This window comes from Rhizobium sp. NZLR1b (assembly GCF_019685155.1).
Taxonomy (GTDB): Bacteria; Pseudomonadota; Alphaproteobacteria; order Rhizobiales; family Rhizobiaceae; genus Rhizobium.
In genome coordinates this window covers 227,102-249,933 of the sequence record NZ_JABDWC010000008.1, presented here as the reverse complement: position 1 = coordinate 249,933, position 22,832 = coordinate 227,102, and the positions used below count along the sequence as shown (strand labels likewise).

Genomic DNA, 22,832 nt, shown 5'->3' with positions numbered 1-22,832 from the left:
CTTGGGTGGTGTTATTCCGGCAAAGCCGTCTGTTGGAAGAAGGTGACTGTCGCCTCATCTGGCGGACCGAACCATGTTGCAAACAATGTGCGGAAATCCTTCGCCGCATAGGCTTGGCTCAATGCTCGATCGACCGTTAGCCGGAAGTCCTCGTCTGTTCGCGCCAGTTCAAGACCGAGCGGCTCATAGGTAAAATGTCGTTTTAAAACAATCAGATCGCCAGAATTATCACTGCGCGCCGCGGCGTCCATCAGAAGCGGCATGTCTCCGAAAAAGACAGCTGATTGGCTGTCCAGGACGCGCTCGATCCCTTTCTGGAAGTTGTCGACGGATGTCGCCGTCGCGGCGAGCTGGAAGGTCTTGATCCTGTCCGACAGCCAACGCTCACTTGTCGTGCCCGTTACAGACGAGAACGTCTTATGCTCGAGTATCGTGCGCGCGGGCGAGCCTCGCCATACAGGCCGGTTCGTCGGTTCGCCATACTCCAACACCTCCCGCAAAGCCAGCGGCGCGCTGGCGCTGACCACGGCCCCGGTTCCGCTCGGAAAGATCGGGATGGAGAACGAGACCTTTTGCCTGCGGCTGAGCGTGACCGGCTCTGCCCCACAGACGAGATCCACGACGCCATCCGGGACAGCATTTGCCCGCGCGTCGGCGGTCAGAGGTACCCACTCCACATCGAGCCGCGACAGGTTCAGTTCGGCTTTCAGGCTGTCAGCAACCTTGTTGCAAAGGGCGACCGCATACCCATCGGGCGCTCCATTGTCCGTCTTGAACGAAAACGGCCTTGCATCGGGCTCGTAGCCCAGCTTCAACGAACTGCTGGCGCGGACACGGTCCAGCGTCTGAGCGTCAGCGGGCGCTAAACCCACAGACGACAGCGCCACGATGAAGATGGAGGCGCCCGTTGCGATCCATCGACCTTTGCTGATAGGCATGGTTTTTCCTCTCCCGCTACTCGGACGGCACACGGCTCACGCCGACGGCGAAGCGCGGTGCGATCAGGCCGTAGATAATGAAGCTGATCCCTGTCACCAGCATTCCCCCCATCACCGCATCCTTGCCGGAAGCATAGATTGCGAAGACGCTGTAAAGCATGCCGATCATGCAGATGACGGCGTTCAGCCGGTATTTCGCAGGCGGCACCCGCGCCGCCTTCATGATGACGAACAGTGCCGACAGTGAGATGATATAGGGCAGCACATTCGTCACGACCGCGAGGTTGACCAATGCGGAGAACTGCTCGCTGAGCGTCGGAGAAATGGTCATCAGGGCAAGGCATGTCTGCACGATGCCAAGGATGATCATCCCCTTCACCGGCGCGCCCATCTCGTTGACGTGCGAGAATATGGCGGGGAACATTCTCCCCTCGGCGGCGGTGCGCGCGGTCTGCGCTATCGTGAATTGCCAGCCCAAAAGCGAACCAAGACAGGCAAGGACTGCAAGCGCCATGATGATCGAGCCGATCATCGGGTTGAACATCTTGGCATAGGCCAGCGCGAACGGACCGGTTGAGGCTGCGAGTTCCGGGTTCGGCACGATGCCCTGGATGACTGTGGTCGACAGGATATAGATGACGGCTGCGCCAAGCGTGCCGAACATGCAGGCAAGGGGCACATCACGCTTCGGGTTTTCGACGGCATCCGAATTCTGCGCTGCCGATTCCATGCCGAGGAAAGCCCAGAGCGTCAGCGAGATGCTCGAGCCCATTCCCTGGCCGAGGCTCAATCCCTTCGGGTTCCAGGCCTCGGCAAAGGTGCTCGAACTGAACCAGAGCCATCCGATGATCGAAAGCAGCCCGACCGGGATGATCACGCCCCAAACGGTGATTGCGCCGATACGCCCGGTGATGCGCGGTCCGCCGAAATTTGCCGCCGTCGTCAGCCAGAGCAGAACGATCAATGCCAGACAGGTCATGATCGGCGTCGAGGTCAATACGGGAAAGAAGCCCGCGAGATAACCGACCGCAGAGATGCCAATCGCGACATTGCCGATGGCAAGCGACAGAAAATACAGAAAGAATACCAGGAAAAAGCCATCCTTCCCGTAGGCGTCCTCGGCGTAGGCCGACATTCCCCCCGGGCGCTGGTTGAAGATACCGGCCTGGGCGAACCCCCAGGCGATAGCCATTGAGCCGATGGCAGTCACGAGCCAGGAAAGCAGCGAGATGGCGCCGACCTGCGCCATGTTTGCAGGCAGCATGATGATGCCGGATCCCATCATGTTGACGGCGACGATGAAGGTGAGCTGAACCAGGTTCATCTTCTTAGCGGCCGTCTCGGTCGCAAGATGCATTGTGTTCTCGGTCATGATGAGATCCTCTCGCCCCCCTGCTCGCGCACGACGTAGGTGTAGAACTTGATCCGGCCATCGATCCGTTCCTGGAACACGCCCTGGACTTCGTAGTTGAAGCCGGGGAAGCGGTTGAAGGATTCTTCGAAAGCCAGGAAATAGTCACGCATTGGGCGCGCCCTGTCGTCCCAGCGTTCGCCGGGGACGATCACGCCGATACCTGGCGGATAGATCAGCGCCAGGGTTGCGGAGATGCGATTGGCAGCCTCCGTCAGCGGCACGTAATCGACGTTGTTGGCCACCAGCGCTTCGTAGGCCTGCTTCGGAGCAATTGCCGGTTCGGGGAAACTTTCCGAGCGGAAGCAGAGGCGTTGCAGCTCCTTGACACCGGCCTCACGATAGAAGCTGTGCATTTCGCGGCAAATCTGCCGGACCGTGTAGCCGGCATAGCGCTGGCGATTGGCGGCAAACACCGTGGGCAGCACTTCCTGCAGCGGCGCATCACGATCCCACAGGTTCTTGAACTTGACCAGCTTGGCGACAAGGGTGTTCAGCTTGCTCTCATCCTCGGCCGGCGTCAGCAGGAAGAGAAGACTGTTCAGGTCGCATTTTTCAGGCACGATCCGCTGCTCGCGCAGATAGTTGGCGACAACCGTCGCCGGAATGCCGAACTCGCGATACTCGCCGGTCTTCCGATCGATGCCGGGCGTCAGCAGCGTAAGCTTGTTGGGATCAACCATGGTATAGCCGGGCGCATATCCGGCATAACCGTGCCACTTTGCCTGCGGATCGAAACGCCAGCATTGCTGCTCGCGCTTGAGCACGTCTGTTGGGACATCCTCCCACCGTACATCTTCGAGATCGTTTGTGTGTTTTGAACCGGAAACACTGACCTTGTCCGGCACGAAGGGATCGAAGAACCACTGTTCCTCAGTGCCGGCGGCGTTGGACTCGTAGTGCTGAACGAAGCCGCGCAGCTTCTTGCGCACCTCGATCCCCAGCTCGATGCAGCGGTCCCACAGCATCTCGCCGGCTTTGCCTTCATGAACCTTGGCGTTGACATCCAGCGAGGCGAAGAGCGGATAGAATGGAGAGGTCGAAACGTGCATCAGCAGCGACTCGTTGAACCGCTTGTGCTCGACGAACCGCCGCTGGCCGCTGATGTGTTCGTCCCGCTTGTGGATTTGCGAGGCCTGTGAGAAGCCCGCCCCCTGTTTGTGCACGGATTGGGTGGAAAACAGACCCGGCATGTCCGCATGAAGATCCTCGAGCCGCATCGGGCTGTGTCCCTCGAAGAGCGGATGAAAGGCATTGTAGCCGATCCAGGCTTCGTCCCAGAGCACGTAGTCGCAGAGGTGGCCGATCTTCTTCATCACCTCCCGCACGTTGTAGATCGTGCCATCATAGGTCGCGAGCTGGATGCAGGCCAGCCGGAAGGGCCTTTCAGCGTTCGCCCGGCCTTTGTCGCTGACGAGAGGATGCTCCTCGATCTTTTGCCGGAGCCATTTCTCGTCCCAGGCGGCCCAGTCGACCGCCCCGATCATGCCGAAAGCATTGCGGGCCGTCGGCAGATAGATCGGGATCGCACCCGCCTGCACCAGAGCGCCCTGGTGGAGGGACTTGTGATTGTTGCGGTCAAAGAGCACGAGATCGCCGCTGCGCAGCACCGCATTGGCGACGACCTTGTTAGAGGTGCTGGTTCCATTCAAGATGAAATATGTGCGGTCGGCGCCGAAGATGCGCGCCGCCTGCTTCTGGGCTTCCACGGCAGGCCCCTCGTGGATCAAAAGGTCGCCAAGATCGACGTCCGCATTGCAGAGATCGTTGCGGAAAATGCTTTCGCCCAGATATTTGAAGAACAGTTGCCCGGCAGGTGACTTGCGATAGAACTGGCCGCCTTGATGACCCGGGCAGTCGAAAGCGATATTTGCCTCACCATCATAAGCCATCATGCCGCCAAAAAACGGGGGCAACAGCGTTTTGCCGTAGTTGACCGCGCTGGAAATGATCTGCTTGGCATAGAAGGCAGGCGTCTGCTGTCCGAGATAGACGAAGCCTTCCACCTCGCCAGCCATTTCGACCACATCCATATCCGCAACGGTCAGCGTATCCGCCATGGCCCAGATCGGCGTAGCGAAGCCGATATCCCTGACGGAGCGGAGGAAGCTGCGCGCGGCCGGCAGCCAGCCGCCCTCGACCGAGCCGATATAGGCGCCGACGGCTGCATCTTCGGACACGTCGGCAGAGTAGCCGTCGCGCAGTTCCACTTCGAAACCCTCGGCGGCAATCTGCGCCAGCAGCTCCACAGCCTGCGGATTATCGCGATCGACGACGGCCACGATCTTCAGCATTTTGTGAAACGGTATGGCGACCGTCGGAGACTTCACATCTCGCGGGATCATTCTTGCGCCCCTTCTGCAATGCAATCGATCAGGTAGCGGCGTCCGCCATCGCCTGGAGCGAAGCGAAGACCATGGATATCCGTCTCGAAACCTGGGAACTTGCTGTCGAAATCCCGGGCATACAGCAGATAATCTTGAATGGACTTCGTGGATGGGGTGATCCGCTCGCCGGGCATGATCAGCGGAATTCCCGGCGGATAGGGAACGATCATCACGGCGAGGATGCGGTCCATGAGATCGTCGATCTCGATGCTCTCGATCTTCCCCTTGACCAGCCGGTCATAGGCATCGGCAGGACGTAGCGCCATTTCCGGCAGGACCGTGTACATGTCGCGCTGGGCCTTCGGCACGTCGTCCTTGCGATAGGTCGCATGGATGTTTTCGCAGAGATCTCGCAACCCCATGCCCGCATAGGCCTCCGGATGGGCTGCGGCGAGTGCCGGCAGCACGCGCGTCAGCGGCGCATTGGCGTCGTAGAGGTCCTTGAAATTGATGAGCTCGGTGACAAGCGTACTCCATTTGCCGCGCGTAATCCCCATTGAGAAGAGAATGAGGAAGGAATAGAGCCCGGTCTTCTCGATCTCGATGCGACGGGAGGAGAGGAATTTCGTGATGACCGCGGCGGGAATGCCGTGTTCTTGCATCATGCCGTTTGCGGACAAGCCCGGCGAAAGGATGGTGACTTTAATCGGGTCGACCATGACATGATTTTCGGCAAGGTCCGCGAACCCGTGCCAGGCCTCACCCGGCTTGAGGACCCAGTCGGCATGAGTGTCGCTAGGCGTCTCGTCGGCAATCGTCGGCTCCCACACATCGAACCACCAGCTTGCTTCCGTCTGTTTTCTGACAGCGTTCATCGCCCGACGGAAGCTGATCGCTTCGTCGATCATTTCCTGAACGAGCGCACGCCCTGCGGGCTGCTCCATCATCGCAGCCGCGACGTCGCAGGAGGCAATGATGCCGTATTGCGGCGAGGTCGAGGTGTGCATCATGAAGGCTTCGTTGAAGCGCGTAATGTCCAGACGCTTGGTGGCGGCATGCTGGATGTGGATCATGGATGCCTGCGAGAATGCAGCCAGAAGCTTGTGCGTCGAATGCGTGGCAAAGGTGATCGCGGTTTTGGATCGCGCCGGCTTCGTCGACGAGATTCCGTGAAAACCATCGTAGAATTCATGGAAGTTGGCATAGGCATACCAAGCCTCGTCGAAGTGCAGCACCTCGACGGCGTCGCCCAATACCTCTTTGATGGCGTCGACATTGTAGCAGAGCCCGTCATAGGTCGAGTTGGTGATCACCATCAGCCGGACCTTGCCGCTGGTCTGCCCGGCAAAGGGGCTTGCGGCAATCTTTTGGGCGATTGATTCCGGCTTAAACTGGTCCTTCGAGATCGGGCCGATGATACCGAGCCCATTGCGCGACGGCGTCATATAGATTGGCGTCGCGCCCGTCATGATCAGAGAATGCAGAATAGACTTGTGGCAGTTGCGATCGCACAGCACGAGATCGCCACGTCCCACCATGCCGTGCCAGATGATCTTGTTGGCTGTCGAGGTACCGCCGACGACAAACATGGTCTCGTCCGTGCCGAAAATACGCGCCGCATTGCGCTCACCCTCGGCGATCGGTCCGACATGATCGAGAAGCGATCCGACACTGCCGACCGATACGGAGATATCGGAACGAAGCGTGTTTTCGCCGAAGAAGGTGTAAAAGAGCTGGCCAACCGGGCTCTTGCGGAAAGCGACGCCACCCCCGTGGCCAGGTGTGTGCCAGGAATAAGCGCCCTCGAGTGTATAAGCCATCAACGCCTTGAACATCGGCGGCGGCAGCCGGTCGAGGTAGTTCCGCGCAGCCTGCGCTATGGCGCGCGCCATGAATTCCGCTGAATCTTCGAACAGCCGGAAGAAGGCATTGGTGTGGCGCAGCACGGTAGCCGGGACGTCTTCCGCAGTCGTGCTGTCGCCGAAGAGGAAGATCGGCAGGCGGTCGTTCCTCTGCCGCTTTGCGGTCAGAACCTCTTCCAGCACCTGCCAGCGCGTAGTCTTGTCCTCGGAGCCGTCGACGGAAATCAACCAGCAGGATTCGGTGTTGAAGATCTGAACGAGCCGGCGCGCATCCTCATAAGACACGCCGGAGACGATCCGGAAGCCTTCTTTTTCGATCGCGGCCGCCAGATCACGCATGCCGCGTCCGGCTGCGTTCTTGCCATCAAAATCCTCGTCGATAACGGCTATCGGAAATGCCATCTGGAATTCCATGCATTCCTCCAGAAACCGGGGGTCAAAGACTGTGGCCGCCATGCAGCGGCGTGCATCTCAGTTTGGAGGATCGTACATGACGCGTGGAGCAGCGTCGTTGATTGCAATCAACGTGAAGCGAAGCATTTCGATATCAGCAGGGAGCGACAATGCCTGACAACGGCTACTCTGCCCATTCCGCGTCGGCGGTGAAGGCGATCGTCAGCCAACGGTTGGCGCTCTCGTCCCCGATCGCCTTCCCTATGTCGTCTCTCAGCGCGTCCCATTCCTCCACGGTCTTCGGAGGAAGCCCTTCGGGCACGATGAAGTAGAGTTCGATCTGCGTTGCTCGGCCGACCCGGGCCACATAGGCGCGGTGAGAAAGGAAGCCGAGGCGGCCAACCATTTCGGCGGCGACCCGGTCGACATGCTGCTGGAGTTCGACCGGGGCAATCAGCAGAATTTCGCTCAGCGCCTTCCAGACGGTGCCGATCGGAAGCGGGATCATGACCAGGCAGACCAACGTCAGGACAAGCGGATCCATATAGCTGGCAAGCCAAGCGGCTTGCGTCTCCTGCACGGCAATGCCGACGAGGAACGCGAGAAGCAAGGCAAACGCAATGCCGCCCGACATGATCCAGGCCTTGATGTCGAGCGAGACGAAATCGGAGTTGATCCGGCGGTTCAGCCGGATGCCGAGGACGGCCATGATCACGCAGACAAGCAGGGTCGCCGCGGAATAGGCGACCGCCATGCCGAAGCGCAGTTCATGGCCGCCGCTCAAGATGCTGATGATGGCGCTGATCAGCGCATAGACCCCGACCGTCATCAGCAGGCAGCCATTGAGCATGAGGACTATCGGCTCCAGATGCCAGAAGCCCATGGTAAAACGGTTTCGAATCCTGCCGGACCGGGCGTCGCTCTTAGTCGATCTTATGATCAGGCTCGAAACCCAGAGCGCAAGCCCGGTCATGGCTGCATCGGCGAGTGAATAGACGCCATCGAAAGCGATCGAGAACGAGCCCGAAAGGATGCCGAAAACGACACCGAGTACGGCAACCACGATGGTCGCAGCGATCGAGATCCGCAAAAATCCCTGTTCGTTCGACATCGCCACCTCCCGCGCGGTCACCGGTCCGCCCATTCTAACGTCTCCGCGCTAATCTTGAAGGCATTCAGCATGGAAGATTCGGAACGATCGGCGACTTTGCATCGACCGAATTGCAGCGCCTAAAGCGCGTCGCATCAAACTTGATTCATGCGACGCGCTTTAGTCCTCTGTTTTTATGCATGTCGTTATCCCGGAACCGCTGCACCCTTCCGGGCGACATGCTTTAGTTTGGATGGAAATCTCGCTTGTGATGGCTATTTGCGAAAGCCAGGGCAGCGGTTAGACAGCCTCATCGCCCAATGGCAGAAGCCTGGCAGTCTCGGCCTACTCCGCTACCGTGGTGGGAGCACGGTGGGCCAGGCTTGCGTCTTCCGCTCGGTCGAGGTGAGCCGCTATACAAACTCGCGATCATCGTCTGGGAGATCATGGGAGGCGGTGCGACCCGCCTCGACCTGACATTCGTGGGGCACGTCAGCGCCGATAATCGTCATTTAGTATAAAAAGTCATGTTGCCGTTGCGTGCCCGTGACACCCACTCGATATCGTTCGGCCCGAGCTTTTTGGTCTTGAGCTGCGCCACGAGCCATTTGTTCGACCGAATTGCGGCTCTGATAGCTGAAACGTGTTCTTCACTCCCTGGTTGTGGGTGTGAACCGGTCTCCGAAAAACCTGCGACCCTGTAGCTCACGATCGTGAATCTTTTGCCGTGATAAGCCCGCACCGCGTCAGGCAAACTCTCACTCCAGTTCATTCTTCGAAATTCGCGTCGATCCTGCTGGGCTTGTATCGGAAGGGTACCGGCGAAAGCAGTCAACGCGGCAACTCCAATGATCACGGCCATCTTCATCTCTTTAACTCCTGAGAACAAAATGTTCCTCGGCGCGAAAGATAGCCCATGCGCAGGAGCCGGGCATTGAGTTCGATCAATGGTGTCCAGGCGAGAGCATGATGAATGGAAAGAGGCCATTCCCGCATGGCCACGCACACTGTTCTAGCGGCAAAGTGGACGGTTGCAGACTACGCATTGAACCGGATTGCGGCGCCTATTGTTTGGGTGGAAGATCATGCCGAGGAACCGCTGTCCGAAAGCGCATCGGCACGGAAAGGAAGATTCTCGGGAGGTCTTCATGACAACGTCGCCAAACGGCAAGAGCCTGGGGCTTGCCGCCTGCACCGCCATCGTGGTCGGAAATATGGTCGGGTCCGGGTTTTATCTTTCCCCGGCTGCCGTCGCGCCCTATGGCAATCTGGCGATCATCGTGTGGATCCTTATGGGTGCCGGTGCGATCTGCCTCGGTCTCACCTTCGCGCGTCTTGCAAGCCTTGTGCCCGCCGTCGGAGGACCCTACGCCTATACGAGAATCGCCTACGGCGATTTCGCAGGCTTTTTGATCGCCTGGGGTTACTGGATCTCCATCTGGACATCGCTGCCCGTCATCGCCATTGCCTTTACCGGAGTGATGGTCGATCTCTTCCCTGCCCTTGGCAATCGCTTCGCCGCGACCGTGCTGACCCTCGGTGTGATCTGGGCGATCGTGCTCGTCAATCTTCGCGGCGTTCATGCAGCCGGCCTCTTCGCGCAGGTTACCACCTATGCCAAGCTGCTCCCGTTCGGTGCGGTCGCCATTATCGGTCTTCTCTATATCGATCCGTCGCATTTCTCCGAATTCAATCCGAGCGGCCAGCCGCTGCTGCAATCGGTCGCGACGCTGGCGCCACTGACGATGTTTGCCTATCTCGGGCTGGAATCGGCGACCGTTCCTGCCGGTGATGTCGAGAACGCCGAGCGCACCATTCCCCGGTCGACGGTGATCGGGATCTCGATCGCCGCCACTCTTTACGTGCTTGGCACCATCGTGGTGATGGGCCTCGTCCCGCGCGAGCAGCTTGTTCATTCGGTAGCACCCTTCTCCCAGGCCGCCGGGATCATGTGGGGGCGCACCGGCGAACTGGCGATCTCTATCGCGGTCCTGATCTCCTCGATCGGAGCGCTCAACGGCTGGACCCTGCTGATGGGCCAGGTTCCGATGGCGGCTGCCCGCGACGGGCTGTTTCCGCCGCTTTTCGCGCGGCTCTCGCCGCGCGGCGTGCCGGCATGGGGCATGGTCATTTCAGCCTCGTTTGCAACGCTTCTGGTGCTGGTTCAAGCGATCGGCTCCGAAGGCTTTGCCGCCGTCTATCGGCTGATGGTCGGGCTGAGCACGATGACCGCCGTCGTTCCCTACGCCTTCTGTTCGCTGGCCAGAACCCTTGTGGCAGGCGTGACGCACGGGCACATGCCAAAGGTCAGCACGATCGAGCTCATCGCCTTTCTCTTTGCGATCTTCACTCTCTATGGCTCCGGCGCCGAGCCGGTGCTTTATGGCCTGGTCCTGCTGATGCTCGGCATCCCCGTCTATGTCTGGCAAAGGCGAAATGCAGCTGGTGCGAGAGACAAAGAGACGGCTCCGAGTGCAGCAACGCACCCGGCGCTCTCGCGATAAGTTGTCATGAAAGATCAATGCATGTCGCCCGGAAGTGTGCAGCGGTTTCGGGATAATGACCATGCATAAGAACAAAAAGCTAAAGCGCGTATCAATCAGATTTGATGCGACGCGCTTCAGTGCCAGCTCAGGCAATCAAAGCCGCTATTGATGATCGTCCCGCGCTCGCCGCGCACCATTCCGGCAATATCGGCAAGCGAGCCAATTGCCGCCGTCCCGCCCGCTGTGCGCGCAAAATGGCAGGCGGCTTCGACCTTGGGACCCATCGATCCAGCCGGGAAGGAGAATTGCTTGAAATCATCGGGGCGGGCGCAATGGATCGCCTTCTCTGACGGTTTGCCCCAGTCGGTGCAGACGGCCTGAGCATCGGTCGCCATGATCAGAAGATCGGCGGAGAGCTCGCGCGCCAGAAGCTCCGAGCATAGATCCTTGTCGATCACCGCCTCGACACCGATCAGCTTCCGGTCACTCCCTTTTTCGTACATCGTCGGGATGCCGCCGCCGCCGGCGCAGATAACGATCGTGCGCTGTTCCAGCAGCCAGCGGACTGGACGAATTTCGAAGATGCGCATGGGCGCCGGCGAGGCAACGACACGCCGCCACTTTTCCCCATCCTGCTTGAAGACCCAGGCCTTTTCGGCGTGCAGCCGGTCCGCTTCCGCCTTCTCATAAACAGGACCGACGAATTTGGTCGGGTTCTGGAAGCCCGGATCGGCGGCATCGACTTCTACCATGGTCAGCAGCGTTGCCAGAGGCTGCTCGAACGGCAGCAGGTTGCCGAGTTCCTGCTCCAGCATGTAACCGATCATGCCCTCGGTTTCAGCGCCGAGAACATCGAGCGGATAGGCTTCCTCCGGTTTATAGGCCGCGCCCTGAAGCGCAAGTAGCCCCACCTGCGGGCCATTTCCGTGCGTTATGACGATCTCATGCTCGCCCGCCAACGGCGCAATCGCATGAGCCGCGGTCCGCGCATTCCGTCTCTGGGCATCGGCAGTCATGGGTTCCCCACGCCGGAGAAGCGCATTGCCGCCTAGCGCTATAACGATCCGCATCCTAATCTCCCAAGGTAGCGACAAGCAGGGCCTTGATCGTGTGCAGGCGATTTTCCGCCTGCTCGAAGGCGACATTGGCCTCGGACTCGAAGACGTCGTCGGTGACCTCAAGGCCGTTGCTCATGCCGTAATCTTCCGCGATCTGCTTGCCCAATACCGTCTCGGTGTCGTGGAAAGCCGGCAGGCAATGCATGAATTTGGTCTGACGATTTCCGGTTGCCTTCATCAAGGCTTCGTTGACCTGATAGGGCGTTAGCAGCTTGATGCGTTCGCGCCACACATCCTTCGGCTCACCCATCGAGACCCAGACGTCGGTGTGAACGAAGTCGACCCCCCGGACCGCCTCATTGGGATCATCAGTGACCAGCAGGCGCGCACCGGACTTCTGCTGCAGGTCCTTGGCGATCGTCATGTACTCGTCGGAGGGCCAGAGCGACTTGGGGCCGCAAATGCGCACATCCATGCCCAGTAGGCAGCCGATGATAAGAAGCGAGTGCCCCATGTTCGAACGCGTGTCGCCCACATAGGCATATTTGATGTCGGCGATCGGCTTGTCGCTGTGCTCGCGCATCGTCATCACGTCGGCGATCATCTGCGTCGGATGATATTCGTCCGTCAGGCCGTTATAGACCGGCACGCCGGCGTAGCGCGCAAGCGTCTCCACGCCGTGCTGGGCGGATCCGCGATATTCGATCGCGTCATACATGCGGCCAAGGACACGCGCCGTGTCCTTGAAGGATTCCTTGTGGCCGATCTGCGAGCCGGATGGATCGAGATAGGTCACGTTGGCGCCCTGGTCCGAGCAGGCGACCTCGAAGGCGCATCTTGTCCGCGTCGAGGTCTTCTCGAAGATTAGGCAGATCTCCTTGCCCTTGAGGTGCTGCTGTTCGGTGCGGGCATATTTGGCACGCTTGAGATCGCGGGCGAGATCGAGGAGGTAGCGGAATTCGCGTGGCGTATAGTCCTGCACGGTCAAAAGCGAGCGATTGCGCAGATTGAAGCTCATTGTCTTGCTCCGTCGGTGTGTTTCATGGGTGAAAACGTCAGTATGCAGGCTCGCGCCAGATGGGGCATGTCATGCAATGCCCTCCACCACGACCACGGCCGAGTTCGGAGCCACGGATGGTAATGACCTCGATCCCTGCCTTACGCAGAAGTGTGTTCGTGTAGGTATTGCGGTCGTAGGCGACGACGACGCCGGGCTCGAGTGCGACGACATTGTTGCCGTCGTCCCATTGTTCGCGCTCCGCCTGGTAGGAATTGCCGCCGGTTTCCACGATGCGCAGTTTCGGCAACTCGAGCGCCTCGCTGACAACATCGAGCATCGACTGACTTTCGGGGTGAATCTCGAATGTTCCGTCGTCATCCCTGGGGTACATGCTGTAGCAGCGGATCTGGTCGACGACCTCGGCAAACAGCGTGACGACATCGCGATCGCAAAAGCTGAAAACGGTGTCGAGGTGCATTGCCGCGCGGCTCTTCGGCATCAGACAGCCGATCACCCTCTTGGCCGCCTTGCTCCTGAACAGGGCCTGCGCCACCTGGCCAACGGCCTGGTAAGTCGTGCGCTCACCCATGCCGATCAGGACCGTGCCGTTGCCGATCGGCATGACATCGCCGCCCTCCATCGAGGCATTGGCGAACTGATTGTCTGAATCGCCCCACCAGATCCGGAAATCGCCACCCAGAAAGATCGGATGAAACTTATAGATCGCCCGCTGGATCAGTGTCTCTGCGCGTCTCGCCGGCCAGAACATCGGGTTGCAGGTCACGCCGCCGTAAATCCAGCAGGAGGGGTCGCGCTGAAACAGCGTGTTCGGGATCGGCGGAATGACGAAATCCGTTTCCGGCAAGGCACTGAGCATCAGCGACTTGGCCTTGACTTCCGGCAGATCGGAGATCGCGATGCCGCCGATCATGAACGCGGCGAGCTGTGTGGCCGGCATCTCGTCAAGCCATGGCCGCATCGCCTCGGCAATCTGCGAGCCGAGTACATTCGGAGTGATGCGTCGGTCCAATATGAAGTCACGTGCCTGCTTGTTGGTCAGCGCCTGGCCAAGCAAGTCGTGGAGTTCGAGAACTTCTACGCCTCTTTCCTGCATCTTCAGCACGAAATCGAAGTGATCTTTCTGAGCCTCATGCACCCATAGGACATCGTCAAAAAGCAGGTCATGGCAGTTGGCAGGCGTCAGGCGCTGATGCGCCAGAGACGGTTTGCAAACCATGACAGTTCTGAGCTTTCCAACCTCCGAGTGAACGCCGAAACCACGCATGTGGCCCTCCCTGCAGCTTTTTGGATCGCGGCGCCGCCGCTGGTTATTGGCCATCACACTATTTGGGCCGGCTCGGTCATGTCATTGATCGCAGACAATCGGTAACGCAGTATGTGGTGGGTGAAGCCAAGGGAATGCGGTCGCATTCACTGGAGGCCCGAAACGACACATCGATAGATTTGCCATACCCGCCAATGGGTGGGGTGAACGTCGAGCACTTCACCCGTCATGGCATTGATCCAGCCACCGGGGAGACGCTGGCAAGGAAAAACCAGCGCATGAACGCCGTCATCGTCGATGACAGCGAGCTCTATATCAAGTTCGAACGGAGCTTCGACAGGCAACCGCCACATCGCCGCGCCCTCCCCCAACGATTCATCGGGTTGACCGGATGCGAGGTGTCATTCAGGCACGCTATTCCACCGGCATGCCTTGCCTCGATCAGCTGCCTATGGCCATCGAATGAACCCGCTATGCGCTGGCATTGCGATAAGACAGCAATCACGCGCCTTGTGTGCGGAGATAGATCCGACCGGCTTTTGGCATCGCTCATTCGAGTAAAAGATCAGGTTGCCATCAGGACAAACGTTCTGATCATTCAACTCCCTCACATGGCCACGTAGCCTTTGCTTCTCACAATAATAGAACAATGAAGCGGACGCATTGAGCCGAATCAATAGGGTCATGGCGAGCGCTAACGACAGGATCGCGTCAAAAGCCCCAAGGAAGAACAATAGAGGCTACGCGATCCTACACCGGTTCCTCATCCAAAGATGGTAGTATTACGCCATCGGTCGAGAAGAACGACGGTCCCAAGGGCCAATGCGTCTCAAAGGGCGGAGGAGACCATCATGTCCATCAAGATGGAGGCACCGCATGTCGTTGCCGAAACCAGTGCCGCCGCCGCGATTGTGGTGGGTCAAGCATGGTCCTTGACGCCGCAACTGCCACACCCCGAGCCGGTGGGCGCTTTGACCGAAGAAGAAGACGGGCTGCGGATGGATTGGATCCGGCAACTCCACGAAGACATGCCGGATGCGGTGTTTTTCATCAGCCATCTCCACGAAATTTCAGCTTGCAACAGGGCTGCGGTCGCATTGTTCGGCTACGAAGAGCGCGAGTTGATTGGCCGCAAGATCGATTTTGTCTGGCGTGCGACACCGAATGTTCAACTCAAGGGACGATGGGGAGACCGCGGCGCAGTGCGTGCCGGCTTGGCGATCACCAAGAGCGGAGCCCAATTCCCGACTGCCTTGACCATCGTCAGAAAGCACGGCGAAAAAGGCTTCTTCACCGCGGCGATTTTCGAGGACTATCAAACCGAGAGCGAGACTTTGCTGCAAGTTCAGGAGCTTCAGCACGAGGTTGCCCGCCTTGCAAGAGTGATTGAATTGGGAGAGATGGCATCCACCCTTGCGCATGAACTTTCCCAGCCACTGTCGTCCATCGCAGCTTATTCCCAAGGCTGCGGCCGCCTCGCCACGGATGGCCCCCGGCGCGACGAAGAACTCCGTGAAGCACTGTTGGAAATCACACAGAATGCGCTCTGGGCAGGTAGTCTTGTCCAGAACATAAGAGAATTCGCCGTGCGCGGCACCTCCGAGCGGAGACCGCAGGAGATGCACGAACTGATCCATCGGGCGATAAGACTCGCGCTTATGGGGTCGCGGCGAAAAGACCTTCATACGAACTTCCAACTCAAGGCAGCGCGGGACGTCGTTCTCGCAGACAGCGTTCAGGTGGTGCAAGTGCTCACAAACCTCCTCCGCAACGCTTTGGAGGCGACGGAGTGTGCCGAGCAGCCCTCTATCGGGATCCGGACGACAGTAGAGAACTTCTCGTCTCTCGTCGTTGAAGTGTCCGACAACGGCTGTGGGATTGCAGCCGAGATGGAAGAGACGTTGTTTCGCCCCTTCGTGAGCGGCAAGCCACATGGCCTCGGTATGGGCCTGGCATTGTGCAAGCGCATTGTTGAAGCGCATGGGGGCCGCATAAGCGCACACAAAGGAAGAGAGAGCGGTTCGATCTTCTCGTTCTCAATTCCGCTGGTGGAGACCAAGACAGATGGCGAACGACCTTACGATCCATCTCGTCGATGACGAGGAGTCGTTGAGACGATCGTTGACATTTTTGCTGGTGTCGGCAGGTTTTGCCGTGCGGGCGCACAGCTGCGCAAACGCGTTTCTGGAGCTTCTGCCCCTTTCGGGTAGAAGCTGCCTGATCACGGACCTGCGCATGCCCGATGTCGACGGCATCGAATTGCTTCAGCGCCTGCATCGGCTGAGTGCGGACGTTCCGGCAATCGTCATTACCGGCCAGGGCGATGTCGGTGCAGCCGTTAACGCGATGAAGGCGGGGGCATCGGATTTCCTGGAAAAACCTCTCGGGGAGGAAGCGCTGATCGCGGCCATCAACCTGGCAATGGGTCAAAGGCGGCAAAGTCACACAATCGTCGATTCCGAGAGCGTCGCGGCGCGTGTTCGTCAGCTCACAGATCGCGAACATCAGGTTCTGACCGGCGTGCTCGACGGCTTGCAGAACAAGATGATCGCCTATCATCTGGGTATCAGCTCGCGTACGGTGGAAGTCCATCGCGCCAACGTGATGGCCAAGATGGGCGCCCGCAATCTGGCGGAACTCATGCGCATGGCCATGACCGTTGACGCGGTTGCGCAGTCGACTGAAACCGGACCGACCTCACCGGTCTGGCCAGCCTACGCTCGATAGGCCAAAACTAACCTTTGCAACTGCAATCTACTCAGCTATGGTGCTTTAGAAGACGCTTATAAATGCGTGATCAAGTCGTGGGGGCGATCATGAGAAACGCAGCAAAGGTCAATCTATTCAGCACGCTTACACCGACCGCTGAGGAAATCTGCAAGCAAGTTCAGCGAATTCTCGGAAGCGAAGAATTTCACGCGCCGAAACGTGGGCGAAATTTCCTGGAGTTTGTTGTCAACGAAACGCTCGCTGGACGAGCAAGCTTCCTGAAGGCATTTACTATTGCAAATGTGGTTTTTGGTCGGGAAGCCTCATTTGACCCGCAGAATGACCCGGTCGTACGCATAGAGGCTGGCCGGATACGAAAAGCCCTGGAACGCTATTATCTCGTCGCAGGCCACGCGGACGCGGTCGTCATAACGGTGCCTAAGGGCGGATACGTGCCGCATTTCGAATATACCCGGGACGCGTCGGTACCGGCGCCACCTCGGAGCGACCCGGAAAACGCGCCTGCCGCAGACCTGGCGGATCAACGACATCCGCTTCAGGAGGGGCAGCCTCCGGCGCTGCCGACCGCTCGCGGCGTCGCAACCGGACTTCTGGCCGTATTCGTGCTTCTTTTCCTCGCGCTTGCCTCGGGACTTTTGGTTGCGCGACATGCCCAGACCAGTTCTCCGCCGTCAGCTGCCTCCATGCCGACGGTCGCTGTCGAGTTTTTTGCAACGAGCAGCTCCGTTGACTCCAGTTTGGATATCGCCCGCGGCCTGAGGGACGACATTATTGGCCAGCTCGCCCAACGCGATGACATCGTCGTCGTCGCCGATCCGTCAAGAAATGATCATACCGCTGTTGCTGACTACGCGCTTCAAGGCAACATCCAGATGGACGGACGCAAGCTGCGCTCGGTTGCAAGGCTGGTGCGCCAAGCAGACGGGGCGGTCATTTGGGCCAGTAATTTCGATGCCGATTATCGCGCTCAAAACAAGCTCGGCATTCAAACAAGTGTCGCCCGGCAAATCGTCGGCGCCATAGCGCAGCCCCATGGCGCCATCTTTCAGGCCGACACAAGTGTGCTCGCCACGCCAATGGAGAAGGGCAACCGGGATGCCTATGTCTGTACCTTGGCCTATCAGAGTTATGTCCAGACGATGACCGCTCAAAGTCATAGCGCTGCACGCGAATGCTTGTGGCAGGCAACCCGGCGAACGCCTGATAGCGCTACATCCTGGGCGCTCTTGTCCATGGTCTACCTTGACGAAATCAGATTTCGCTACAAGCTCGGGACATCGCCCTCTGTCGAATCTCTCGAACTTGCAACCGTTTCGGCCGAACGGGCCGCTTCGCTCGCGCCGCACGATCCCCAGGTGCTGCGGGCAAGTATGCTGGTGAACTTCTTCAGGGGGGATATCGACAAGGCACTGGCGGCCGGGACTGCAGCCTATGCTGCAAATCCGAACGATGTGGAGGTTGCGGGCGAATACGGCCTGCGACTGGCAATGTCCGGAAAATGGCAATCAGGCTGCGAGTTGATATCAGTCGCAATCGACAAAAGTGTCGGCCCCCAAGGCTATTACCAAGGCGGCATGGCGCTCTGCGCATTTATGCGGGGCGATATGGAAGCCGCGGAACGGTGGTCGCGAAAATCCGATCTCGACTGCAGCCCGATGCGTCACCTCGTATTGCTATCCATTCTTGGAGCCGCTGGGAAGATGGATGAAGCCAAGCTGGAACAGGATTGGCTCCATGTCAATGCGCCCGCATTGATGACGAACATCCGCCAGGAGATTTCCCTACGCCTTAAGCGCCCGGAAGATCAGGAGCGGTTTTTTGACGGGCTGCGCGCCGCTGGCGTGGCCGTCAACCTCCCATCGTAAAAATAGCGCGTCCGCCCCAAAATCCGATCACCCGAGAAGACGACGGTAAAGACTCAAAATGCGACGGCTATGGCTCGGAGCCCGAACGGCCCAGCTTGCGGCTGGTTGAAATCTCCTTCGTGATTTGAGCGGCAACCTCATCTTCGACATCGAGAATGGTTTGATCACTGAGGTCGCGATCATATTGATTTGCCCAGACGACCGTGCCATCGGCGCCGTTTATCAGGCGGACATGCAGACGTAGAGCCGCGCCGCCCTCGACAAGAGCACTTCCCTGCAAATTGAAGAGCGGGCCGATAGGCTCCATGCCGGATTGCCCGGGAGCGAGCACGACAAAGTCGTCCACCTTGACGAGCTTGGCGATGAGTTGATCGACCACTCCCTTCGCAAAGTCTGCTCCTTGCGCGGTTGCCCCGAGGGCTGCGAAGGGTTCGACGACAATTCTGGTCTTGCTGTTCAGCATTGACTGGGCAGGAGCTGGCAGCGTCCCCGCCGGCGAGAGGTAGGATGCGAGGGGACGGATGAGGGCGAGAACCGCCATAGCGCCCAACAGGGCCGGAATGCCGATCGGCAGGAGGAGATCTCGATAGGCCAGCGGTCGCTCGTGTCCGGGGGGATTTTCCTTTTTCTCGTAACTTGGCGCAGACACGTCGCCTGGCTTGGAGTCGTTTTCACCGCTCGAAAAGTGCGGAACATAGCCCCCCTTGGGAATGGTGATCCGAATCGGGTCGCTGCCTCCGGAAACGAGATAGTATCGTTCGATTGCGCGACGGATACGCCCCGCTTCGATACGGACAACAGGATCGTTCTGCGCGTCGAAGGAGGCATCGCGTCCGAATACCGCCTGCGCAATCGTAGAGGCCTTGAGCTGCTCGCCGTGCCCATCGAGCGTCTCTTCTACGATATATTGGAGAAAGCGGCGCCCGCGTTCGGGAGCGAGGAATTCCGAACTTGCGAGCATACGATCAAGCTGAGCACGAATGCTTGCGGATTCTTGTCGTGCCTGGCTGTCCCCTCCCTCTTCCGGTGCCATTTAGACCTCCCGCGATACGGCTCTTCAGGGGCAATAGCTTATACACCGGTCCGTGATCGTCTGCTTCCGTAGCAATACGTAAGGGGTATCTCGAATACCGGGACATGCAACGATTGCTTATGCTGCAGCGTCGGATGGGGGACGATGCACATGTTTCAGGCTCAGGCGATCGGAAAATACACGACGGTTCCCGACCACCGCCACAGGGCGGGTTCAGGGGCGGCAAAAGATCAGTCAATAAAATTCAGCGCCGACGAGACGATCTATAGCGAAGGCGAACACGTTATTGCGATCTACCAGGTCGAAGCAGGCGCAGTCCGGATATACCGCCTGACATCGAACGGCCAGCGGCACATCTTATCGTTCTGCGGCAAGGGCGAATGGTTCGGGCTCGAGATCGGAAATGTGCGAACCGATTTTGCAGAAGCCATCTGCGAAACTCGCATAAGACCGTTTCGTACCAATCAGGACGCAGTCGTTCCCATCGATCTTTTGCAGATTGCCCTGACGGGCCTTGCGAAGGCACAGCAAAAACAACTCATCATCAGCGAGCAAAGCGCGCTGAAGCGCCTTGCGGCCTTTGTTCAGGAGATGGTTGACCGTCATCCCGAGGATCCGGAATTCGATATCATGATGTGTCGCAGCGACATTGCCGACTATCTTGGCCTGACGGTTGAAACGGTTGCCCGCTCTTTCACGAAGCTGCGGGAAAAACACATCCTTCGTCTCAACGGCAAATCGCAACGAATTGTCCGGCTTCTCGACCGCGATGCACTCATCGCCTTAACGATTTAGCGAAAGCGGCCATCGCCTAAAGCATGTCGCCCGGAAGTGTGCAGCGGTTCCGGGATAACGACATGCACAAAAACAAAGGCCTAAGGCGCGTCGGATGAATAAAGTTTGATGCGACGCGCTTTGGACCGCAACAAAGGGGATTGAACCATGACAGATGCGTCCCGCAAAAGACCGACCAAGGGATTTGTTGCAGGCTTGATCGGCGCGGCAGCGTTGGGGGCGGTTTCTCAAGTGACCGTCGCCCGCGCCGAGGACGATCCCTTCTCCCAGTTTCCGTTGGTCATCCATTGCAAGTACAATGAGACCTACCATGCGTTTTACATATCGCGGGTCTCCCATGACGGTGTGGCGACTTATGTGGCATCTGATCGGATCGCCGGCACGATCACGCTTGATGGAAAGGCTAAGGCGATCGGTGGGGCGGGAGGCGGCAGCTGTGTCGGCAAGACATTGGTGGAGCTTCGCGCATCGCAACAAGCTTATGATTTGAAACCTTAGAGATGCCGAACGTGTGAGCGGTTTTCGGACGAAATCATGCTCTAACCGATTAATTTAGAACAGGATTCAGACTATGGGCTGACCGGCTTGAAGTCATCCTGTTCCAGCGCGTCTCATCGGCTTTGCCGGCACGCTCACTTAGCCGGCGTCGCCGCGTTTGCCTGCTGCGCACGGATTGCTTGAGCGGCTGCCGCGGCGCCCTTTTCGTCTCCTCCGACCTGCACCGTCGGCTGCGCGAATGCGATCCCGTTGGCCAGGAACACCTCGCGAATTTTGGCATAGGCCTTGCGACGGATATACGTCTGCATACCCGGAACCGTAGTCATGGCGAAGCTCAACACGATGCCGTAGTCGCCGAACTGCTCGACGCCCTTCATTTTCAGCGGCTCGAGGAAGTTCGGCCCGAGTTCCGGATCTTCCACCAGTTCTGCTCCGATCTTCTTGGTCAGCTTGCGCGCCTTGTCTATATCGGTATCGAACCCGACGGTGATCCTGAACTTGTCGATCACCCAGTCCCGGCTCATGTTTTCGACAGCACCCAGTTCGCTGAACGGCACCGTGAACACTGGGCCGCGATGATGGCGCAGACGAACCGAGCGGAGGCTGAAGCTCTCCACCGTTCCCTTGTAATCCTTGGCCTGGATGTATTCGCCCACACGGAAAGCGTCGTCGAGCATGTAGAACACACCGTTAATGATGTCCTTAACCAAAGTCTGTGAGCCAAAACCGATGGCCACACCGAAGATGCCCGCTCCCGCGATCAACGGACCGATCTGTACACCCAATTGCGCCAGCACGATCAGTCCCGCCATGACCGCAACAGCGACGGCCAGTGCGTTGCGAAAAATCGGAAGAAGCGTACGGAACCGCGCACGTCGGGCCGCGTCCGCCGGCGCGAGCGATGTCGTGCCGGTCGATACGCGCAACGTTCGGTCGATCCAGCCCCGTGCCATCTGCCAGAGAAGGTCGGCAACCACGAGGATGAGAACGCTTTTCAGGCCGCCGTAAAAAAACGCGGCGATCATCGGGTCGCGCTGACCCAGCGTGTCCGGATTGAGATGCCAGACAAGCGCCAGCCATCCCACGGCGAGGACGAGAACCGCGGCGCGTGCCCCTCGCGCGACCAAGATGCCGTGCAGGCTACCGGGATCGCTGGTGAAGGATAGCGCCAGGCGACCGACGGCGTTCAGGATTCCCGGCAACACCAGCGCGTAGATGCCGATCCAGAAGAGGCCTCTCATATTGAGACACCAGACGAGCCACAGGACGACGAGGTAGGCCGTTATCGCCACTTTCCAGGCGCGGCCTCCCTCCCAGATCGACCATGCTGCCTCGATCGCAAGCAGCAGTCCAACCACCGAGAAGCAGTAGCTGATAGCATAGCTGATCTCAGGGGAAACGCCGAGTGGCTCGCCGACGGCCGCGGTGGCGAGCGCAAAACAAATGAGCCCGGACAGGACCAACAGCCTCCTGCGCAGGGCGGAACGCATTGCCGCCACGGACAGGAGCGCGGCGGCCAATCGAAACAGGATAAACGCCGAGAGATAAGCAAGAAGCGTCACACGTGCGAGTGGCGGCCAGTCGATCGCGAAAAATACGATACCCATCGCTCCGGCGAAGATGCCGATCGGGATAAGCCGGCCAAGCAATGCCTCGCGGCGCGCGGCAAACCTGCGATACACCGCCTCGGCGGCGAGACCGAAAGCGACCAAGCCGCCGAATATCACGAATACCGGCGCATAGCCCCTGCTGGCGGCTTCGCGCCTTGCTCTCGTCGCCGCCGCCGTCACTTCCGCCGGTATCGCAGGTATCGCCGAAAGGATCTGGTTCACCCGCAGCCGCGCCCCAGCCTCCCACTTGGCCAAGGCCGAATTGCCCGCCGGTGAAACGGGTGTCGCAAGCTCGCTCTGCTTGCGGCTATCGAGCCAGGCCTTTACGTCCGGATCCTGCAGCAGGCGAACGAGTTCGTCGATTTTCTGCTGCGGTTCCGCCAGTGGAGTCTGCGCCCATGCATTTAACGCGAAGAGAAAAACGGCGATGAAGGAAAGAAGCCATCTCAAC

The 22,832-nt window shown here is 59.0% G+C and carries 18 protein-coding genes; 6 read left to right on the top strand and 12 right to left on the bottom strand.

The genetic code is table 11. From position 1 onward, the window contains the following. Positions 1-11 precede the first annotated feature (11 nt). The 6 genes from HJB84_RS14700 to HJB84_RS14675 all read right to left on the bottom strand — a co-directional run bounded on the left by HJB84_RS14700 (position 12) and on the right by HJB84_RS14675 (position 8,889). The gene (locus HJB84_RS14700; RefSeq protein ID WP_221116255.1) at positions 12-938 is read right to left on the bottom strand and encodes an amino acid ABC transporter substrate-binding protein; all 927 of its coding nucleotides are present in this window, start codon (positions 936-938) and stop codon (positions 12-14) included. A 16-nt stretch (positions 939-954) separates the two neighbouring features. Then, complete coding sequence (gene potE / locus HJB84_RS14695) at positions 955-2,310, bottom strand: putrescine-ornithine antiporter (RefSeq protein WP_207585777.1); 1,356 nt, start codon at positions 2,308-2,310, stop codon at positions 955-957. Next, positions 2,307-4,694 (bottom strand): ornithine decarboxylase, encoded by a 2,388-nt coding sequence (gene speC, locus HJB84_RS14690; protein WP_207585778.1) that lies wholly within the window; start codon positions 4,692-4,694, stop codon positions 2,307-2,309. Before speC ends, potE begins: the two co-directional genes overlap by 4 nt. Continuing rightward, complete coding sequence (locus HJB84_RS14685; RefSeq protein WP_207585779.1) at positions 4,691-6,952, bottom strand: arginine/lysine/ornithine decarboxylase; 2,262 nt, start codon at positions 6,950-6,952, stop codon at positions 4,691-4,693. The genes speC and HJB84_RS14685 overlap by 4 nt, the downstream gene beginning before the upstream one ends. Positions 6,953-7,115: 163 nt before the next feature. Then, positions 7,116-8,042, bottom strand: coding sequence for a cation diffusion facilitator family transporter (locus HJB84_RS14680; RefSeq protein WP_221116262.1), 927 nt, complete (start codon positions 8,040-8,042; stop codon positions 7,116-7,118). A gap of 487 nt (positions 8,043-8,529) precedes the next feature. Next, the gene (locus HJB84_RS14675; RefSeq protein ID WP_207585780.1) at positions 8,530-8,889 is read right to left on the bottom strand and encodes a hypothetical protein; all 360 of its coding nucleotides are present in this window, start codon (positions 8,887-8,889) and stop codon (positions 8,530-8,532) included. 280 nt (positions 8,890-9,169) lie between these two features. On the opposite strand from HJB84_RS14675, the gene HJB84_RS14670 reads away from it, so the two are divergent. After that, positions 9,170-10,525, top strand: coding sequence for an amino acid permease (locus HJB84_RS14670; RefSeq protein ID WP_207585781.1), 1,356 nt, complete (start codon positions 9,170-9,172; stop codon positions 10,523-10,525). Between the two features lie 116 nt (positions 10,526-10,641). Here the strand turns inward: HJB84_RS14670 and arcC are convergent, their stop codons facing one another. From arcC to HJB84_RS14650, 4 genes are all read right to left on the bottom strand, one after another. Then, positions 10,642-11,577, bottom strand: a complete 936-nt coding sequence (arcC, locus tag HJB84_RS14665; RefSeq protein ID WP_207585782.1) for a carbamate kinase — start codon at positions 11,575-11,577, stop codon at positions 10,642-10,644. 1 nt (position 11,578) lies between these two features. Then, positions 11,579-12,583, bottom strand: a complete 1,005-nt coding sequence (locus HJB84_RS14660) for an ornithine carbamoyltransferase (RefSeq protein ID WP_207585783.1) — start codon at positions 12,581-12,583, stop codon at positions 11,579-11,581. 37 nt (positions 12,584-12,620) lie between these two features. Continuing rightward, on the bottom strand, positions 12,621-13,850 hold the full coding sequence (arcA, locus tag HJB84_RS14655) for an arginine deiminase (RefSeq protein ID WP_207585784.1): 1,230 nt from the start codon (positions 13,848-13,850) through the stop codon (positions 12,621-12,623). 146 nt (positions 13,851-13,996) lie between these two features. Then, positions 13,997-14,203 carry a hypothetical protein gene (locus tag HJB84_RS14650; protein WP_207585785.1) on the bottom strand — a complete coding sequence of 69 codons (207 nt, stop codon included), beginning with the start codon at positions 14,201-14,203 and terminating at the stop codon, positions 13,997-13,999. A 498-nt stretch (positions 14,204-14,701) separates the two neighbouring features. Here HJB84_RS14650 and HJB84_RS14645 point away from each other — a divergent pair, with 498 nt between their 5' ends. The 3 genes from HJB84_RS14645 (at position 14,702) to HJB84_RS14635 (ending at position 18,445) form a co-directional block, all read left to right on the top strand. After that, on the top strand, positions 14,702-15,949 hold the full coding sequence (locus HJB84_RS14645; RefSeq protein WP_221116254.1) for a sensor histidine kinase: 1,248 nt from the start codon (positions 14,702-14,704) through the stop codon (positions 15,947-15,949). Further along, positions 15,915-16,577 (top strand): response regulator FixJ, encoded by a 663-nt coding sequence (fixJ, locus tag HJB84_RS14640; protein ID WP_221116253.1) that lies wholly within the window; start codon positions 15,915-15,917, stop codon positions 16,575-16,577. Before HJB84_RS14645 ends, fixJ begins: the two co-directional genes overlap by 35 nt. 62 nt (positions 16,578-16,639) lie before the next feature. After that, entirely contained in the window at positions 16,640-18,445 is a 1,806-nt protein-coding gene (locus HJB84_RS14635; RefSeq protein ID WP_221116252.1) for a hypothetical protein, read from the top strand. A 67-nt stretch (positions 18,446-18,512) separates the two neighbouring features. Here the strand turns inward: HJB84_RS14635 and HJB84_RS14630 are convergent, their stop codons facing one another. Next, positions 18,513-19,478, bottom strand: coding sequence for a hypothetical protein (locus tag HJB84_RS14630; protein WP_221116251.1), 966 nt, complete (start codon positions 19,476-19,478; stop codon positions 18,513-18,515). A 150-nt stretch (positions 19,479-19,628) separates the two neighbouring features. Between HJB84_RS14630 and HJB84_RS14625 the strand changes: the two genes are divergently transcribed. Then, positions 19,629-20,273, top strand: coding sequence for a helix-turn-helix domain-containing protein (locus tag HJB84_RS14625; RefSeq protein WP_207585790.1), 645 nt, complete (start codon positions 19,629-19,631; stop codon positions 20,271-20,273). Between the two features lie 147 nt (positions 20,274-20,420). Further along, a complete protein-coding gene (locus HJB84_RS14620) occupies positions 20,421-20,771 on the top strand; it encodes a hypothetical protein (protein WP_207585791.1) in 351 nt (116 codons plus the stop codon). Between the two features lie 134 nt (positions 20,772-20,905). On the opposite strand, the gene HJB84_RS14615 is transcribed toward HJB84_RS14620, so the two are convergent. Beyond that, positions 20,906-22,831, bottom strand: a complete 1,926-nt coding sequence (locus tag HJB84_RS14615) for a mechanosensitive ion channel family protein (RefSeq protein ID WP_221116250.1) — start codon at positions 22,829-22,831, stop codon at positions 20,906-20,908. Position 22,832: the final 1 nt, after the last annotated feature.

Excerpts from the sequence above, each read along its gene's own strand:
- potE (WP_207585777.1), bottom strand. The coding sequence starts at position 2,310 with ATGACCGAGAACACAATGCATCTTGCGACCGAGACGGCCGCTAAGAAG.
- HJB84_RS14630 (WP_221116251.1), bottom strand. The coding sequence starts at position 19,478 with ATGGCACCGGAAGAGGGAGGGGACAGCCAGGCACGACAAGAATCCGCA.
- HJB84_RS14700 (WP_221116255.1), bottom strand. The coding sequence starts at position 938 with ATGCCTATCAGCAAAGGTCGATGGATCGCAACGGGCGCCTCCATCTTC.
- HJB84_RS14635 (WP_221116252.1), top strand. The coding sequence starts at position 16,640 with ATGCGTGATCAAGTCGTGGGGGCGATCATGAGAAACGCAGCAAAGGTC.
- fixJ (WP_221116253.1), top strand. The coding sequence starts at position 15,915 with ATGGCGAACGACCTTACGATCCATCTCGTCGATGACGAGGAGTCGTTG.
- HJB84_RS14685 (WP_207585779.1), bottom strand. The coding sequence starts at position 6,952 with ATGGAATTCCAGATGGCATTTCCGATAGCCGTTATCGACGAGGATTTT.
- speC (WP_207585778.1), bottom strand. The coding sequence starts at position 4,694 with ATGATCCCGCGAGATGTGAAGTCTCCGACGGTCGCCATACCGTTTCAC.
- HJB84_RS14625 (WP_207585790.1), top strand. The coding sequence starts at position 19,629 with ATGTTTCAGGCTCAGGCGATCGGAAAATACACGACGGTTCCCGACCAC.
- arcC (WP_207585782.1), bottom strand. The coding sequence starts at position 11,577 with ATGCGGATCGTTATAGCGCTAGGCGGCAATGCGCTTCTCCGGCGTGGG.
- HJB84_RS14680 (WP_221116262.1), bottom strand. The coding sequence starts at position 8,042 with ATGTCGAACGAACAGGGATTTTTGCGGATCTCGATCGCTGCGACCATC.
- HJB84_RS14660 (WP_207585783.1), bottom strand. The coding sequence starts at position 12,583 with ATGAGCTTCAATCTGCGCAATCGCTCGCTTTTGACCGTGCAGGACTAT.
- HJB84_RS14645 (WP_221116254.1), top strand. The coding sequence starts at position 14,702 with ATGTCCATCAAGATGGAGGCACCGCATGTCGTTGCCGAAACCAGTGCC.
- arcA (WP_207585784.1), bottom strand. The coding sequence starts at position 13,850 with ATGCGTGGTTTCGGCGTTCACTCGGAGGTTGGAAAGCTCAGAACTGTC.
- HJB84_RS14650 (WP_207585785.1), bottom strand. The coding sequence starts at position 14,203 with ATGTGGCGGTTGCCTGTCGAAGCTCCGTTCGAACTTGATATAGAGCTC.
- HJB84_RS14675 (WP_207585780.1), bottom strand. The coding sequence starts at position 8,889 with ATGAAGATGGCCGTGATCATTGGAGTTGCCGCGTTGACTGCTTTCGCC.
- HJB84_RS14620 (WP_207585791.1), top strand. The coding sequence starts at position 20,421 with ATGACAGATGCGTCCCGCAAAAGACCGACCAAGGGATTTGTTGCAGGC.
- HJB84_RS14670 (WP_207585781.1), top strand. The coding sequence starts at position 9,170 with ATGACAACGTCGCCAAACGGCAAGAGCCTGGGGCTTGCCGCCTGCACC.